Here is a 15157-nt window from a genome sequence, read left to right as displayed (position 1 = left end):
CCGATTGTCGAACAGCTGCGCTGGCATGTCCATGCTTCGGGATAGGCCCGGGCAGGTTACTCGAGGGCCTCGCCAGCAGGGAACTCTGGGCCGGGCAGGGGTTCGGGGCCTGGCAGCGGATCTCGGCCGGTCCAGGTCTTGAGGACAGTCCATCCCACGGCGGTGATCGGCACGGCCAGCAGCGCGCCGACGATGCCGGCGACGATGGTGCCGGCGGCCAGGACGAGCAGGATGGCGAGCCCATGGATGCTGAGCACTTTGCCCATGAGGACGGGCTGCAGGAAATGGTGTTCGAGCTGGTTCACGCCGATAACGACGGCGACAACGATCAGCGCCTGGACGAGGCCGTTGGAGATCAGCGCGACGACGATGGCGAGGGTGCCGGCGACCGTGGCACCGACGATCGGGATGAATCCGCCCATGAAGATAAACACTCCGAGCGGGAGGGCCAGCGGTACTCCCATGATGGCAAGGACGATCCCGACGGTGAGGCCGTCGATCGCGGCAACGATGGCGGTACCGCGGACATACCCGCCCAGGACGGCGGTGCTGCGGTCCGCGGCCAGGCGTGCCTTGGCGCGGTGGCCGGCAGGAAGGAACCCGATGAGAAAGGTCCGGATCTCGGGCCCGTCCTTGAGGAAGAAGAACAAGGTCACGGCTGTCAGCACCACGCCCGCGAAGATGTCCCCCACGGTGCGCGCCCCGGTGAGGGCCTCTGCGCCGAAAGTGCTGGACGTGAAGAACTCCCGTGCGGAATCGACGGCGGCGGTGATCTGCCTGTCGCTGACGGGAAAAGGCCCGTTGTTCAGGAAGGTGTGCAGCTGGTCAACCCCGCTAGCGGCGCGGGCCGAGAGCTCGGACCACTGGTTGTAGACCAGGACCACGATGCCTGCGATGATGCCGCCAACGACGGCGAGGATGGCCACAAACGCGGCGACGACGGCGAGGGCACGCGGCCAGGCGTGCCTAGTGAGCCAGCGGACCAGCGGGGAGATCGCGGCGGCAAGGATGGCGGCGATCAGGACCGGGATGATGACGAGCGGGACCCGGGTGGCGGCCCAGATGATCGCCGACGCGAGTGCGGCCACCGCCAGGGCCTGGACGGACCGGATGCTGGCACGACCGAGTCCGTCCGACCAGATAGCCGGCATGCGGGCGCGGGGTTCGGTCATAGGGGTTCTCCCTATAGTCGGGGCACGGCGGTTGATTCCGGCGCAGCCGTTGCCCCCGCCGGCCGCGGCCTGCGCCGCCAGTATTCATTGTAGGAACGTCCGCGCCCGCTCGGCCTGTGCCCAAAGCCCCTTTCTTGCAGGCCATGGCCGCACGCGCCGCAGCCCGCGGCCCACGTGGCGAAGCTCCGGCCAAATAGCGGTTGGCCGGAGCTTCGGGACCATTATGGGCACCGCTTTCTGTGCGTCGGCCGGGAGGATCCGGGCCGTTGTCTGGAACCGCTAATTGAGCAGTTCGCGCATCACCGGGGCATCGCGGTCGTTGTCGGTCAGGGGCGGCAGGCCCCATGCCTCCTCGATGGTGTGCAGCAATGAGTAGTGCGAGTACGCGGCATTGGAGGTGAAGCCTTTCCGGGCGGCCGGCCCCGCAAAAATCGTGGCCACCCGGTTGTCGTCGTCGCTTCCCTCATCCCAGGTGACTACCAGCAGCGAGTTCTGCGTAGTGAAGGCGGGCGACCCGAGGATCTTCGGCACCTGTCGCGACAGCCAGTCGTCTCCAGTGCTGATCGGACAGTTGTGCGTATCGTGGCACATGTTGGGGCTGATGAAGGCGTAATCCGGGAGGGAGGAGGCCGACTGCAGATCCTGCTCCAGCCGGTCGAACGGCACGACGTGGTCCGCACACGAGGCCTTGTCGCCGGTAACCGATGGGTAGTACATGAATGGGTTGTGCTTTACCGCGTAAGCCCCGTAGTCCCGCGCAACACAGGGGCCGGGCATGGTCTCGGCGTACATTTTCCATGTCCGCCCGGACTGCGTGATCTCATCGGCGATGGACCGCACATCCGCCGTGCAGGACCTGGGATTGCAGTCGCTGGTAATCCCCGCGTTGGTTCCGCTGGTCAGGGCGAGATAGTTCGGCAGGCTCGGGTGCATGATCGCTTGGTAGTTGGTTGCGAGTGCATATTCTGCCGCCAGCTGGTTGAAGTAGCCCGCTTCGCTGGCACCGAGGATTTCCGATGCCGCCTTGTTTTCCAGGACGATGACGACGACGTGCCGGATTCCGCCTTTGCCGGGCTGTTCCGGCTGCCCCGGCGCGACCGGAGCCGGGTGCGGTGCCGGCTGGGCGAAGTACGGGGACGACGGCGGTGCCGAGGCGGCGGGGGCCGTGCCGGGCTCGGAAGGCGCTGATTCGGAAGGCGCTGATTCGGGGGGTGCGGACTCCGTAGCCGGCGCAGGGTTGCCGGGCCCAGACGGCAACCCCGGCGTGCAGCCCGCCAGCAGCATCACCAGCGCCAAACCGGCGGCCAAAGAGCGTCGGCCCATCCTGTTCATCGAATCATGCTAGCGGCGTGCTGCACCTTGGCCAATGGCTTCCGAACGCTCGGCAACGGCGGGATCACAGGCCCGGCTCAGGTTGCAGGCTCCCGTCCCGACGTCTGTCCCAAAACCGGAACCGGAACCGCTTCAGGTCCCGGGCTGGAGGGCGCTGCGGACGGTGCCCGCGAGGGAAAGGAACCGCTCGTTGGCGGGCAGGTCATCGATCAGGACCACGCCGCCGGGACCGGCCAGCGGGATGCGCCAGTTGGGGTACTCCGTGCTCGTGCCGGGCTGGTTTTGGGTCCGGTACTCCCCCACCGCGTCCACCAGCGCAACGCCCAGCAGTGAGGACGGGGCCAGCGCCGTGTAGGCATAGAGCGCCTCGACCGTCGCCCGGACGTCAGTGCGGCCAGTGACGTCCCTGTCGCCGGCGCCGCCCAGCAGTCCACGCCCCCGGACCTGGGACAGCACGGCCTCCTGCTCGGCCACTGCTTCCGCCCGTTCTTCCTCCACGGGGCGTCCCAGCAGGCCCAGCGATTCGCGCAAGGTGACGTGCTCCCCGGCGAGGTAGCCCGCCGTCGGGGGCAAATCGTGGGTGTTGACGCTGGTCAGGCACTGCTCGCGGTAGCGTTCCGGCGGGATCGGGCCGTCCGCGTCGTGTTCGAACCAGAGGATCGATGTGCCGAAAATGCCCCGCTCGGCCAGATAATCCCGAACCCACGGCTCGAACACGCCCAGATCCTCGCCGATCACGATCGCCCCGGCCCGTTGAGCCTCGAGCGCCAGGATGCCGATGAAAGCCTCGTGGTCGTAATAAACGTACGTGCCGCCGCCCGGGCCGGCGCCCTCAGGGATCCACCAGAGCCGGAACAGGCCGAGGATATGGTCCACCCGGATGCCCCCGGCATGCCGCAGCACGTTGCGGAGCATGTCCCGGTAGGCGGCGTAGCCGGATTCGGCGAGCCGCCCCGGGTGCCACGGCGGCTGGGACCAGTTCTGGCCCTGCTGGTTGAACATGTCCGGCGGCGCGCCGACGCTTACGCCCTTGGCCAGGACGTCCGCCAGGGTCCAGGCGTCGGCGCCGCCAGGTTTCACGCCGACCGCGAGGTCATGAACGACCCCGATGTCCATCCCCGAATGGCGTGCGGAGCGCTGTGCCGCCTCAAGCTGCTCGTCGCAGAGCCACTGGAGCCAGCGGTGGAATTCGATCCGGGCGGCGAGCTTTGAGCGCTGCTCGGCACAGTACGGCGTCGCCGGGTTAGCCGCCGCTCCCGCCCACTCCGCGGCCGACGGCGGCAGCTGTTCGGCGAGCGCGCACCACAGGGCAAAGTCTTCGAGTCCCTGCCCCTGCCCGGCGCAGAAGACTGCGAACTGTCTGCTGCGGGCCGGGCCGCGGCGGACCGCGAAGACGAGTTCCAGTGCAGCGAGCTTCGCCGCGTAGCTGGCGTTGCGGTCCAGCAGGTCCCCCGCCCGGTTGGCCGCCGCCAGGCCTTCGGCCAGGCGGGATACCTCGGCGCGACCGGCCGCGTCGAGGTAGCTGTACTCGGTGATTTCCTCGACCCGCAGGTACAGGGGATTGAAAAAGCGCCGGGTGGCGGGCAGGTACGGGGAGTCTTCCACGGGCGGTGCCGGCTCGGCGGCATGGAGCGGATTGACCAGCACAAAGCCCGCCCCCTGCTCGCCAGAGACAGCGGCGAGGTCGGTGAGGTCCGCAAAGTCGCCGATCCCCCAGGACCGGGAGGACCGCACGGAGTAAAGCTGGGCCGTCAGCCCCCAGATGCGCCGCCCGGCGAGCCGCGCCGGGGTCTGCAGCCGCGCGGGCGTCACAACCAACGGACATTGCGCCGTGGTGCCGTCGGCGTCAGCCACCAGGGTGTGCCAGCCGAGGCCAAGCCGGGGTGGGAGGGCAAACGTCGCACGGCCCGTGAGCACACCGTCGACGTCGACCGGTTCTTCCCAGTTTTCCTGTTGCTCGGCCTCGTACCTCCCGCCGTCTTCGGCCTCGACCCAGACCCTCACGCCTGTTCCGTGCGGGACGTGGGCGTTCACGTGGGCCTCTTCACCCTCCCTGATGACAAGGACCGGCGGGAGGAGGCGCCGCCACGGCGCCAGCCGCGTCTCCGCAAGGGAGCGCTGCTGCTCTGCAGGCCCGTTGGCCGGTACTCCCAAGGCCGCCAGGACGCTGCGGAGGGTATCCGCAGACACGGCGTGCTCCGCTCCGTCCCAGCCCCAGTAGCTGGTGCCGACACCATGGGCTGCGGCAAGTTCGCGCAATAGGCCGATATCGGGTCCAGCGGTGTCAGTGTTCCCGGGACGCCCGGCGCCCCCGGTCGTCGAGGAAAGGTCGGGGTTCTCTTGATCCGTAAGGTCCGCCATCCGCCCACTCTAGACGCTGCCCCCGAGCCCCGCGCCCCCTCCGTGGAGATGGGATTTGCCTCCCAGTTCCTCCGTTACCTCCGCGGCCGGGGCGCGGCCGGCTCTTTCGGCCCGCCCCTTGTTTGGACGCCGTTTAGACGCCGCTACAGTGCCCGCGCTAGCCTTGCATCCTATGGTTGACGTCGAACGGTTCCGGATCCTCCTGCAGGAGGAACGCGACCGGAAGCTTGCCCTCTTACCGGCCCTCCGCGGGGACATCACCGCGGTGAGTGCCGCCCGCCGGGACTCCAACGTCGACGACGAGCACGACCCCGAGGGTTCCACGATTGCTTTCGAACTCTCCCAGGCGTCCGCACTCCTGGAGCAAAGCAGGGCAGGGCTGGCGCAAATCGACGCTGCCCTCGGCCGGATGGAACAAGGGACCTACGGGATCTGCGAAGTGTGCGGTGCGGTGATCCCCGAGGGCCGGCTGGAGGCCAGGCCCTGGACCCCGTACTGCATCCAGCATGCCGCGGGCAGGGCATGACCGCGCTCGGTCTGGCCGGGGAACCCAACCTTGCCCAGACGTGGTGGGAGCGGATCCTTGCCGGTTTCACCCACGCCCCCAGCCCCCATGTGACCAGCACCGAGCTCGCCGTCGTGATCCTGCTGGCCGTCGCCGTGTCGCTGCCCCGCCTCACTTGGCGCTACTTTGGCCTGGTCGCCACCGTGACCCACGAACTGGGCCACGCCTTCGCCGCCCTCACCACGGGCCAGCGCCTGGGCGGCATCCATCTACGCCTGGACCATTCGGGCACCACCACCACGTACAGCAGGAGCCGCCTCTCCGCCGTCTGGTCGACCTTTTGGGGTTACCCGGTGCCCGCCGTCGTTGGCGCCGCGATGGTCTGGTGCGGCTTCAACGGCTGGGGTCCGGCGGCGATGTCAGTGGGCACGCTGATCCTTCTGGCATCATTCTTGTTCCTTCGCAACGGTGTGGGCCTCCTCATCACGGCCGGCGCCGTGCTGGCCTCGGCGCTTCTGGTGCTGCTGGTGCCGCCGGTGTTCAACGGGCACGTCATGATCGTGCTGGGCCTGGCGCTCCTGGTGGCTGCCCTCAGGGACCTGGGGAAACTCGCCAACGTGCATCTGCGGCACCGCGAGAGGCTCCCGACGTCGGACGCGTACCTGCTGGCCCGGGCCACGTCGGTCCCCGCAGCGGTGTGGATCGCCCTCTTCGCTGCCGTGGTGGCAGGCGCCTGGTGGTTTGCCTGGCAGCCCATGGCGCCGGTGTTTGCCGCCTTGCTGGGCGAGTTCAATTCTGTCCGGGCAGTGCAATTCCGGCCTTAGGCTGGGACCATGAGCAAAATCAGCCACCCCAACGACCCTGGATTCAGCACCAAAGGCGCCTACGTGACCGGCGGGGCGGAATTCACCCGCGACACGAACTACATTGAGGACCGGATCACCCGGGACGGCGCCCCCGGCAACGACGGCGAACCCGGCTGGCCCGTGGAGCCTGGCCGGTACCGGCTCATCGCAGCGCGGGCCTGCCCGTGGGCCAACCGCACGGTGATCGTGCGGCGGCTACTCGGCCTCGAGAACGTCATCTCGCTTGGCCAGCCCGGTCCCACCCATGACGCCCGGTCCTGGACCTTCGACCTGGACCCGGATCGCAAGGATCCGGTGCTTGGGATCGAGCGCATCCAGGACGCCTACTTCCGCCGTTTCCCGGACTACCCTCGCGGGATTACCGTTCCGGCGATTGTGGACGTTCCCACCGGGCAGGTGGTGACCAACAACTTCCCTCAGATCACGCTTGACTTCTCCACCGAGTGGGCGCAGTACCACCGGACCGGCGCGCCGGAGCTGTACCCGGAGCACCTGCGGGAGGAAATCGACGCCGTCAGCAGGCGCGTCTTCACGGAGGTGAACAACGGCGTCTACCGGTGCGGCTTCGCCGGTTCCCAAGAGGCCTACGACGCCGCGTACGACCGGCTGTGGACGGCCCTGGACTGGCTCGAGGAGCGCCTTGCCGGGCAGCGGTACCTCGTCGGCGACACCATCACCGAGGCGGATGTCCGCCTCTTCACCACCCTGGTGCGCTTCGACGCCGTCTACCACGGGCACTTTAAGTGCAACCGGCAGAAACTCAGCGAGATGCCGGTGCTTTGGGCCTACGCACGCGACCTCTTCCAGACCCCCGGGTTCGGCGACACCGTCGACTTCGTGCAGATCAAGCAGCACTATTACATCGTCCATGAGGACATCAATCCCACCGGAGTGGTCCCCCGCGGGCCGGAGTTGGGAACCTGGCTCACCGCACACGGCCGCGAGGCGCTAGGCGGGCGGCCGTTCGGCATCGGCACCCCGCCGGGACCGGTCCGGGCCGGCGAAGAGGTCACCCCGGGTCACGGCGCGGCCTGAGGACATTTATCTGGGGATCCGGGTTTTTCCATTTGTCGCAGCAATGACCCGGTCCTAGGGTGGCGGGGATGGCCATTCCAGAAAAGACAGACGGCACTCCGCCCTCCGCACCGCGCAGATGGGCCCGAAAACTGTCGAGCGCGCTGTCCGCCGCGGTGCTGTGGCCCCGGCTCCATCTGGCCGTCAAGGCCGGCCTGGCCGCAGGCATCGCCTTCGCGGTCGCCCCCTTCATGCCCGGCTCCGCCGCCGAGTACCCCTACTACGCTCCGCTGGGCGCCCTCGTGGCCATGTATGAGAACGTTGCCGGGTCCATGCGCCAGGGCCTGCAGACGCTCGTCGGCCTGGCGATTGGGGTCGGGCTCGCGTTCATGCTGTTCAGCCTCGGCGAGCCGTCGCCGCTGACCGTCGCCGTGGTCATGGGTCTCGGCGTCATCCTGGCCGGACTTCCGCGGATCGGCTCGGGCCGGGACTGGATCCCCACGGCGGCGCTTCTGGTCCTGCTGGTCGGCGGACACAACCCGGACACATTCTCCTTCGGCTACCTCTTCCAGATGGGCGTCGGCGTCACGGTGGGTATCGTCGTGAACCTTCTCGTCTTCCCGCCGCTGCACTTCCGGGCGGCGGCCCTGAGTATCGCGGAGCTGCGCCAGGCCCTCGCCCAGCAACTGTGGGACATGGGCCAGGCGCTGAAGGAAAGCTGGCCGCCGGAACACGAAGACTGGTCCCGGCGATCCGAAGCGCTTGCGGCGCATGCCCGTTCCGTCCGTCTCGCCGTCGAGAAGGCCGACGCCAGCCGCCAGGCCAATCCCCGCCGCCGCCTGCATCCGCGCAACCTGGAGCTCGACTACCAGAACCTGCGGGAGCTGGAGCGGCTCACCTTCCATATCCAGGACGTGACGCAGGTCCTCTCGGATGTCATCTGGGCCGAGGAAACCCCCTTCGTGATCCCTGACGCCTGCACGGAGCCGCTCGGGGACGCCGTGACCGCAGTCGGCGATGTGCTGCGCGATCTGGAGGACGCCGATCGGGAGCGCCGGGCCGAGCTTCTCAGCTCCGCGGAGGCGGCGATCAGCGCGCTCACCACCACGCTCGGCTCCGAAGTCCACACTCAGGACGCCCCCAGTGCTGTGGAATCCATCCTTGTGAGCCTCCACCGCATGCTGCGGGTGGTCAGGTCCGCCCATCCCGAAGCGCCGCAGGCTAGGGCAGCGACGCCACGGAACCGCTGAAGTGCCGGCGGCCCGAAAGCGGGTTCCACGCCACGTAATCGGAGCGCTGCCACGCGCCGCCGTCGGCCTGCACCGTGCTGATATCCAGCGCCACCCGGGCGGGCAGGAACACCGGCGCCTCAAAGGCCACGTCCCACCTGAACGAGTCACCCTTGGCGGCGCCGACGTCGGCCAGCGCCCGGGACGCCAGGTACATGCCGTGGGCAAGGGACCGGCGCAGCCCCAGGGCCTTGGCCGTCAGGACGCTCAGGTGGATGGGATTGAAGTCCCCGGACACGGCGGCGTAGGCGCGGCCGGTGTCGACGCCGAGCTGCCAGAGGGCCGTGGGATCCGGTGCCGAGAACGGCGGCGGCGAAGCCGGCACCGAGGGTTTGTCGATCCCGGGAAGGAACACACCCTTGGCCAGGTACGTCGACACCCCGTGCCAGCGGATTTCTTTTTGCCCGGCGGCGGCTTTCCCGGCGGCGCGGACCTCCGCCACCACGTCGAACTGGGTGCCGGCCCGGTGGCCCCGCAGGTTCTCCACCCGGGAGCGGATGTCCAGTGCCTCGGTGAACAGAATCGGCGCGGACTGCACCACCTTGTTGCCCAGGTGGATCATGCCCAGCAGAGGCAGCGGAAAGTCGTCCCGGTTCAGCACGCTCATGGCCAGCGGGAAGGCCAGCGCATGGATAAACCCGGCAGGCAGGACGTCGCTCGCGGTCTCGCCGATCAGGTGCTGGTAGGCAGTCAGGTTGGTGACGTCGGCTTTCACACCCCGGACTTCGTGGGTGTAGGCCGGCAGTTCCGTGCCGCCGTGGGCGCCCAGGATCCGGCGCCGTGCGGCCGCGGCCGCGGCGTTGACGTAGAGCTTCGAGAGGGCCGGCAGCTCCGCGAGGATGACGGTCTGCGAACTGCTCATGCGCCCACCAGGTTTTGCCCGCAGACACGCAGGACCTCGCCGGTGATGCCGCCGGCGGCGTCGCTGGCCAGGAACGCGACGGCCTCCGCGACGTCGCCGGGCCGGCCGCCCTGTTGCAGCGAATTGAGCCGGCGGGCCACTTCGCGGGTGGCGAAGGGAATCCGCGCGGTCATCTCCGTCTCGATGAACCCCGGAGCCACCGCGTTGATGGACCCGCCGCGCCCGCCGATCAGCGGAGCCGTGGCGCGGACCATGCCGATCACCCCGGCCTTGGACGCGGCATAGTTGGTCTGGCCGCGGTTGCCCGCGATCCCGCTGGTGGACGCCACGGACACGATCCGCGGCGCGTCGGGGAGGTGCTCCGAGTCCAGGAGGGCCTCGTTAATCCGCAGCTGCGCGGCGATGTTGACCGCGATCACGGCGTTCCAGCGCTCCGCATCCATGTTCGCCAGGAGCCTGTCCCGGGTGATCCCGGCGTTGTGGACCACGATGTCCAGCCGGCCGTGGCGTGTGAGGGCATGCTCGATGATCCTTTGGCCGGCGTCGTTGCGGCTGATGTCCAGCTGCAGGGCTGTCCCGTGGACCTCGTTCGCCACCTTTGCGAGGTGGTCCCCGGCTGCCGGGATATCGACGAGGATCAGCGTGGCGCCGTCGCGGTACAGCGTGCGGGCAATCGCGGCCCCGATGCCCCGGGCCGCGCCGGTGACCACGGCGACCTTGCCGGCCAGGGGCTTGTCGGCGTCGTCGGTCAGCCGGCCGGAAGCGGAGCTGACGGTCAGGAACTGCCCGTCCACGAACGCCGAGCGGCCCGACAGGAAGAACTGCAATGCCCCCAGGGTTCCGGGGCTCGTCGCTTCCGCGCCATCCGCGAGCAGGATGCCGTTTCCTGTCGCACCGGCGCGCAGCTCCTTGGCCAGGGAGCGCAGAAGACCGTCCACGCCCTGCCGGGCCGCGGCCGTTGCCGGATCCGGCGCCGAGCCTGCGGTGCGGGATACGCTGATAATCCGGGCGTTCGGGGCGAGATCGCGCAGCGACGTGGCGGCGGTCAGGACCGGTTTCTCCAGGTCTGCGGGATGCGCCAGCTCATCGAGCACCAGAATGATGGCGCCGAGCTTTTCCTTGGGAATCGCGTGGCGGCGGACATCGAGGTTCCAGCCGAGGAGGGCTGCGGCGAGGCTGTCCGCGCCGCTGGTTGACCCCTGGACCAGGACCGGACCGTCGATGAGGGGGCTGCCGGGCTGGTGCCGCCGGAGGGCCACCGGCTGCGGCAGGCCCAGCCGCTTGGCGATGTCCTTGCCGAGTCCGTGGCTGACGAACTGGGTGTACTTGTCACTCATCCGGTTCTCCCTAGAGCGCTTCGAGGATCGCGACGACGCCCTGGCCGCCGGCCGCGCAAATGGAGACGAGCCCGCGGGCGGGACGGCCGTTGACCTGGCCCCTGGCGTGCAGCATCTTGGCCAGTGACGCCACGATCCGGCCTCCCGTGGCAGCGAAGGGGTGTCCCGCAGCCAACGAGGAGCCGTTGACGTTGAGCTTGGAGCGGTCTATGCAGCCGAAAGCGCCGTCCAGGCCCAGCCGAGTGCGGCCGAATTCCTCGTCCTCCCATGCGGCAAGGGTGCTCAGCACCGTGCCGGCGAAGGCCTCGTGGATCTCGAAGAAGTCGAAGTCCGCAAGGGTCAGGTTGTGGCGGGCGAGCAGCCGGGGCACCGCGAACGCAGGCGCCATGAGCAGCCCGTCCTTGCCGTGCACAAAGTCGACGGCGGCGGCCTCGCCATCGACCACGGCGGCGAGCTTGGGCAGGTCGTGCGCGTCGGCCCATTCCTCTGACGCGAGCAGGACAGTGGAAGCGCCGTCCGTCAGCGGGGTGGAATTTCCGGCCGTCATGGTCGCTTCGGCGCCCAGGGTTTTGCCGAAAACGGGCTTGAGCGTGGCCAGTTTCGCCAGGCTCGTGTCAGCCCGCAGGTTCGAGTCGCGGGTCAGGCCCCGGTACGGGGTCAGGAGGTCATCGAAGAAGCCTGCGTCGTAGGCCGCGGCCAGATTCTGGTGGCTGTTGAAGGCGAGTTCGTCCTGGGCCTCGCGGGTGATCTTCCACTGCGCGGTGGTTAGCGCCTGGTGCTCGCCCATCGACAGGCCGGTGCGGGGCTCCCCTGTGTTCGGGGCATCGGGGGCCAGATCCTTGGGCCGGAGCCGGCTGAGGACCTGCAGCTTCCGGGAGACGGTCTTGGCGCGGTTGAGGTCCAGAAGCACCTCGCGGAGCCCCTCGCTGACAGCAATGGGCGCGTCGGAAGCCGAGTCCACGCCGCCGGCGATCGCGGAATCGATCTGGCCCAGTTTGATCTTGTTCGCCAGGCCGAGAACGGTTTCCAGGCCAGTGGCGCAGGCCTGCTGGAGGTCGTAGGCCGGGGTTTCGGCAGACAGCGCCGAACCCAGGACTGCTTCCCGGGTGAGGTTGAAGTCCCGGGAGTGCTTAAGGACGGCACCGGCCGCGACTTCGCCGATCCGCTCGTCCTGAAGCCCGAACCGGGCAATCAGGCCGTCCAGCGCCGCGGTAAGCATGTCCTGGTTGGAGGACTTGGTGTACGCACCGCCGGTGCGGGCAAACGGGATGCGGTTGCCGCCCACCACCACGGCCCGGCGGACCCCCGGCGCCGCCGCGGCGTCCGTTGTATCGCCGCCTATGGCGCTCTGCGCAGAAGACGTTGCGGCGGCCGGTTCCCGGGGTCCGGGTACTGACTGTCCTGGATCTGACTGTCCGTTGACGGACATGGGCTGTCTCCTTCGATCAAAGCGGTTACCGATACCCAGCGTACCTGATACGATGGGTATCGTGAACAACCCCCGCCCCCGACCGGCATTGGACACCGCCAGCGTGCCCCCCGTCGACGGCCGCGCGTCCCGCTGGCAGTCGCACCGCGAGGAACGGCGCCGGGAACTCATCAAGTCCGCCCGGAAAGCCGTCCACGCCTTGGGCAGCGACGCGTCGATGGAGGAGATTGCCATCGCCGCGGGGACTTCTAAGTCTGTGTTCTACCGCTATTTCGGTGACAAGGCAGGACTTCAGCAGGCCGTGGGCGAGGTGGTTCTGAGCCAGATGCAGCACCGCATTGAGGAGGCGGCCCGGAGCGCCCAGACGCCACGGGAAGGCCTGTTCGCCATGGTGTCTGCGTACCTGCAGATGGCCGAGACCAGCCCGAATGTCTACGCGTTCGTCACGCGCCACGCCCCCGGCGAGGCGGAAACGGCGGTCCCGCCCGTGTCCACCGCCGGTGCGCTGAGCCATTTCTTCGCGGCCATCAGCGACATGATTGCCCGGCCCATGCGCAGCCATCTCGGCGGCGGCCAGGACAAGGAAGCAGTGATTGGCTACTGGCCAAATGCGGCGATCGGCCTGGTGCGAAACGCCGGCGAACAGTGGCTCGCCAGCCCGCCGGGACCTTCCAGGCCTGACCAGGAGGCCATGGCGCGGCAGATCACGGACTGGCTCTGCTTCGGGATCGCCCCCGAACTGCGGACGCGCCAATGAACCGTCCCGCCGAACGAACTGAATTGTCAGAACCAAAGAAGGAAGCGACATGACTGATCTAGCCGACCGAACCGCTGGCGGCCCGTCCGGCCGCACCCCCACCCCGGCGGACGGCGCGGCCGCCGTCCGATCCGGTCTTGCGGAGGTGCCCGCCGTCGACGTCGCTGCCCTTGGCGAACAGCTGCTCGGCAAATGGGCGGACGTACGCCGGCACGCCCGGGCGGTGTCCGGCCAGCCGGAACTGCACAAAATCGAGGGCCTGACGCACACTGAACACCGCAGGCGGGCCTTCGGGCAACTGGAGCACCTGGTGCGCAACGAGGCGGTCCACCGTGCCTTCCCGTCTTCGCTTGGCGGCAATGACGACCACGGCGGCAACGTCGCAGGCTTCGAGGAGCTGGTCACCGCCGATCCTTCCCTGCAGATCAAGGCCGGGGTCCAGTGGGGCCTCTTCGGCTCGGCCGTGATGCACCTGGGCACCGAGGAACACCACACGAAGTGGCTGCCGGGCATCATGAGCCTGGCGATTCCCGGCTGTTTCGCCATGACCGAGACCGGGCACGGCTCCGACGTCGCCAGTATCGCCACCACGGCCACATACGACCCCGCCGCCGGCGAATTCGTGGTTCACACGCCGTTCCGGGCCGCCTGGAAGGACTACATCGGCAATGCCGCCATCGACGGCCTGGGCGCCGTCGTTTTCGCCCAGCTGCTGACCAAGGGCGTGAACCACGGTGTGCACGCCTTCTATGTGGACCTCCGCGACCCCGCCACCAAGGAATTCCTGCCCGGAATCGGCGGCGAGGACGACGGGGTCAAGGGCGGCCTGAACGGCATCGACAATGGCCGGCTCCATTTCTCGAACGTCCGCATCCCGCGGACAAACCTGCTCAACCGCTACGGGGATGTCGACGCCGACGGCAATTACACCTCCCCCATCGCCAGCCCGGGCCGGCGCTTCTTCACCATGCTCGGCACCCTCGTCCAGGGCCGGGTGTCCCTCGATGGCGCTGCCGTGGCCGCCTCGAAGCTTGCCGTTACTACCGCCATCCGCTACGCCACAGAGCGCCGGCAGTTCAATGCCTCCTCCCAGACCGACGAGGAAGTCCTGCTGGACTACCAGCGGCACCAGCGCCGGCTCTTCACCCGGCTGGCCACCACCTACGCGGCCAGCTTCGCGCACGAACAGCTGCTGGAGAAATTCGACGACGTCTTCTCCGGCCGGCACGACTCCGACGAGGACCGGCAGGACCTCGAGACCCTGGCCGCGGCGCTCAAGCCGCTGAGCACCTGGCATGCCCTGGACACGCTGCAGGAATGCCGTGAAGCCTGCGGCGGCGCCGGCTTCCTGATCGAGAACCGATTCGCCTCCCTCCGCGCCGACCTCGACGTGTATGTAACCTTCGAGGGCGACAACACGGTCCTGCTGCAGCTCGTCGCCAAGCGGTTGCTCGCCGACTACGCCAAGGAGTTCCGCAACGTCAACGTCGGCGTCCTGGCCCGCTATGTGGTGACCCAGGCGACGGGAACCGCGCTGCACCGCAGCGGGCTGCGCCAGGTGGCCCAGTTCGTGGCTGATTCCGGCTTGGCACAGAAGGCGGCAATTGCCATCCGGGACGAGTCGAGCCAGCGGGCCCTCCTGACGGACCGGGTCCAGACCATGGTGGCCCAGGCGGGCGCCGCGCTCAAGGGGGCCAGCAGGCTTCCGCAGCAGCAGGGCGCCGCCCTGTTCAACGCCCACCAGCACGAGCTCATCGAAGCCGCCCAGGCGCACGCCGAACTGCTGCAGTGGGAGGCCTTCACCGACGCCCTCGGCAAAGTTGCGGATCCCGGCACGCGCCGGGTCCTGACCTGGCTGCGCGATCTCTTCGGCCTGTCCCTCATCGAAAAGAACCTGTCCTGGTACCTCATGAACGGCCGGTTGTCGATGCAGCGCGGCCGCACGGTGGGCGAGTACATCAACCGGCTGCTCGTGAAAATCCGCCCGCACGCCGTGGACCTGGTGGACGCCTTCGGGTACGGGCCGGAGCACCTCCGCGCGGAGATCGCCACGGGTGCCGAGAAGGCACGCCAGGACGAGGCCAGAGAGTACTTGCGCCGGCAGCGGGCCAGCGGGCAGGCGCCGCTGGATGAGAAGATCCTGCTCGCCCGCACCGCCGGCCACCGGAAGCCCGCGCGGCCCTGACCGCCTCGCTGCCGCCTTTTCAGCCGCGCCTGTCACCAAGAAGGGCCA

12 protein-coding genes are annotated in these 15157 nt (G+C 68.7%); 6 read left to right on the top strand and 6 right to left on the bottom strand.

What is annotated here, in order from left to right; all coding sequences use genetic code 11:
• Positions 1 to 56 precede the first annotated feature (56 nt).
• The 3 genes from ACFVVK_RS14685 to malQ form a co-directional block, all read right to left on the bottom strand.
• Positions 57 to 1172, bottom strand: coding sequence for an AI-2E family transporter (locus tag ACFVVK_RS14685; RefSeq protein ID WP_390268240.1), 1116 nt, complete (start codon positions 1170 to 1172; stop codon positions 57 to 59).
• Between the two features lie 279 nt (positions 1173 to 1451).
• Positions 1452 to 2504 (bottom strand): alkaline phosphatase family protein, encoded by a 1053-nt coding sequence (locus ACFVVK_RS14680; RefSeq protein ID WP_390268237.1) that lies wholly within the window; start codon positions 2502 to 2504, stop codon positions 1452 to 1454.
• Between the two features lie 132 nt (positions 2505 to 2636).
• Entirely contained in the window at positions 2637 to 4865 is a 2229-nt protein-coding gene (malQ, locus tag ACFVVK_RS14675; RefSeq protein ID WP_390268234.1) for a 4-alpha-glucanotransferase, read from the bottom strand.
• 172 nt (positions 4866 to 5037) lie between these two features.
• Here malQ and ACFVVK_RS14670 point away from each other — a divergent pair, with 172 nt between their 5' ends.
• The 4 genes from ACFVVK_RS14670 to ACFVVK_RS14655 all read left to right on the top strand — a co-directional run bounded on the left by ACFVVK_RS14670 (position 5038) and on the right by ACFVVK_RS14655 (position 8500).
• Entirely contained in the window at positions 5038 to 5391 is a 354-nt protein-coding gene (locus ACFVVK_RS14670) for a TraR/DksA family transcriptional regulator (protein WP_390268231.1), read from the top strand.
• Positions 5388 to 6194, top strand: a complete 807-nt coding sequence (locus ACFVVK_RS14665; protein ID WP_390268228.1) for a M50 family metallopeptidase — start codon at positions 5388 to 5390, stop codon at positions 6192 to 6194. Before ACFVVK_RS14670 ends, ACFVVK_RS14665 begins: the two co-directional genes overlap by 4 nt.
• Positions 6195 to 6203: 9 nt before the next feature.
• Positions 6204 to 7271, top strand: a complete 1068-nt coding sequence (locus tag ACFVVK_RS14660) for a glutathione S-transferase family protein (protein WP_390268225.1) — start codon at positions 6204 to 6206, stop codon at positions 7269 to 7271.
• 68 nt (positions 7272 to 7339) lie between these two features.
• Positions 7340 to 8500: an aromatic acid exporter family protein gene (locus ACFVVK_RS14655; protein ID WP_390268222.1), complete on the top strand. Its 1161-nt coding sequence runs from the start codon at positions 7340 to 7342 to the stop codon at positions 8498 to 8500.
• Here the strand turns inward: ACFVVK_RS14655 and ACFVVK_RS14650 are convergent.
• From ACFVVK_RS14650 to ACFVVK_RS14640, 3 genes are read right to left on the bottom strand one after another with little or no spacing between them, the layout of a single operon-like run.
• Positions 8472 to 9401, bottom strand: coding sequence for a MaoC/PaaZ C-terminal domain-containing protein (locus ACFVVK_RS14650; RefSeq protein ID WP_390268219.1), 930 nt, complete (start codon positions 9399 to 9401; stop codon positions 8472 to 8474). The genes ACFVVK_RS14655 and ACFVVK_RS14650 overlap by 29 nt on opposite strands.
• Positions 9398 to 10738, bottom strand: a complete 1341-nt coding sequence (locus ACFVVK_RS14645) for a 3-oxoacyl-ACP reductase (protein WP_390268216.1) — start codon at positions 10736 to 10738, stop codon at positions 9398 to 9400. The genes ACFVVK_RS14650 and ACFVVK_RS14645 overlap by 4 nt, the downstream gene beginning before the upstream one ends.
• Before the next feature lie 10 nt (positions 10739 to 10748).
• Entirely contained in the window at positions 10749 to 12167 is a 1419-nt protein-coding gene (locus tag ACFVVK_RS14640) for an acetyl-CoA C-acetyltransferase (protein WP_390268213.1), read from the bottom strand.
• A gap of 52 nt (positions 12168 to 12219) precedes the next feature.
• Here ACFVVK_RS14640 and ACFVVK_RS14635 point away from each other — a divergent pair, with 52 nt between their 5' ends.
• Together ACFVVK_RS14635 and ACFVVK_RS14630 are read left to right on the top strand one after the other, a co-directional pair.
• On the top strand, positions 12220 to 12924 hold the full coding sequence (locus tag ACFVVK_RS14635) for a TetR family transcriptional regulator (protein WP_390268210.1): 705 nt from the start codon (positions 12220 to 12222) through the stop codon (positions 12922 to 12924).
• 49 nt (positions 12925 to 12973) lie between these two features.
• Complete coding sequence (locus tag ACFVVK_RS14630; RefSeq protein WP_390268207.1) at positions 12974 to 15109, top strand: acyl-CoA dehydrogenase; 2136 nt, start codon at positions 12974 to 12976, stop codon at positions 15107 to 15109.
• The last annotated feature ends 48 nt before the right edge of the window (positions 15110 to 15157 follow it).

The organism is Arthrobacter sp. NPDC058192 (assembly GCF_042883665.1).
Lineage (GTDB): Bacteria > Actinomycetota > Actinomycetes > Actinomycetales > Micrococcaceae > Arthrobacter.
This window is presented reverse-complemented; position numbering and strand designations above follow the sequence as displayed.

Coding starts and splice junctions, on each gene's coding strand:
- ACFVVK_RS14670 (WP_390268231.1), top strand. CDS start 5,038: ATGGTTGACGTCGAACGGTTCCGGATCCTCCTGCAGGAGGAACGCGAC.
- ACFVVK_RS14685 (WP_390268240.1), bottom strand. CDS start 1,172: ATGACCGAACCCCGCGCCCGCATGCCGGCTATCTGGTCGGACGGACTC.
- ACFVVK_RS14650 (WP_390268219.1), bottom strand. CDS start 9,401: ATGAGCAGTTCGCAGACCGTCATCCTCGCGGAGCTGCCGGCCCTCTCG.
- malQ (WP_390268234.1), bottom strand. CDS start 4,865: ATGGCGGACCTTACGGATCAAGAGAACCCCGACCTTTCCTCGACGACC.
- ACFVVK_RS14660 (WP_390268225.1), top strand. CDS start 6,204: ATGAGCAAAATCAGCCACCCCAACGACCCTGGATTCAGCACCAAAGGC.
- ACFVVK_RS14680 (WP_390268237.1), bottom strand. CDS start 2,504: ATGAACAGGATGGGCCGACGCTCTTTGGCCGCCGGTTTGGCGCTGGTG.
- ACFVVK_RS14630 (WP_390268207.1), top strand. CDS start 12,974: ATGACTGATCTAGCCGACCGAACCGCTGGCGGCCCGTCCGGCCGCACC.
- ACFVVK_RS14645 (WP_390268216.1), bottom strand. CDS start 10,738: ATGAGTGACAAGTACACCCAGTTCGTCAGCCACGGACTCGGCAAGGAC.
- ACFVVK_RS14635 (WP_390268210.1), top strand. CDS start 12,220: ATGGGTATCGTGAACAACCCCCGCCCCCGACCGGCATTGGACACCGCC.
- ACFVVK_RS14640 (WP_390268213.1), bottom strand. CDS start 12,167: ATGTCCGTCAACGGACAGTCAGATCCAGGACAGTCAGTACCCGGACCC.
- ACFVVK_RS14665 (WP_390268228.1), top strand. CDS start 5,388: ATGACCGCGCTCGGTCTGGCCGGGGAACCCAACCTTGCCCAGACGTGG.
- ACFVVK_RS14655 (WP_390268222.1), top strand. CDS start 7,340: ATGGCCATTCCAGAAAAGACAGACGGCACTCCGCCCTCCGCACCGCGC.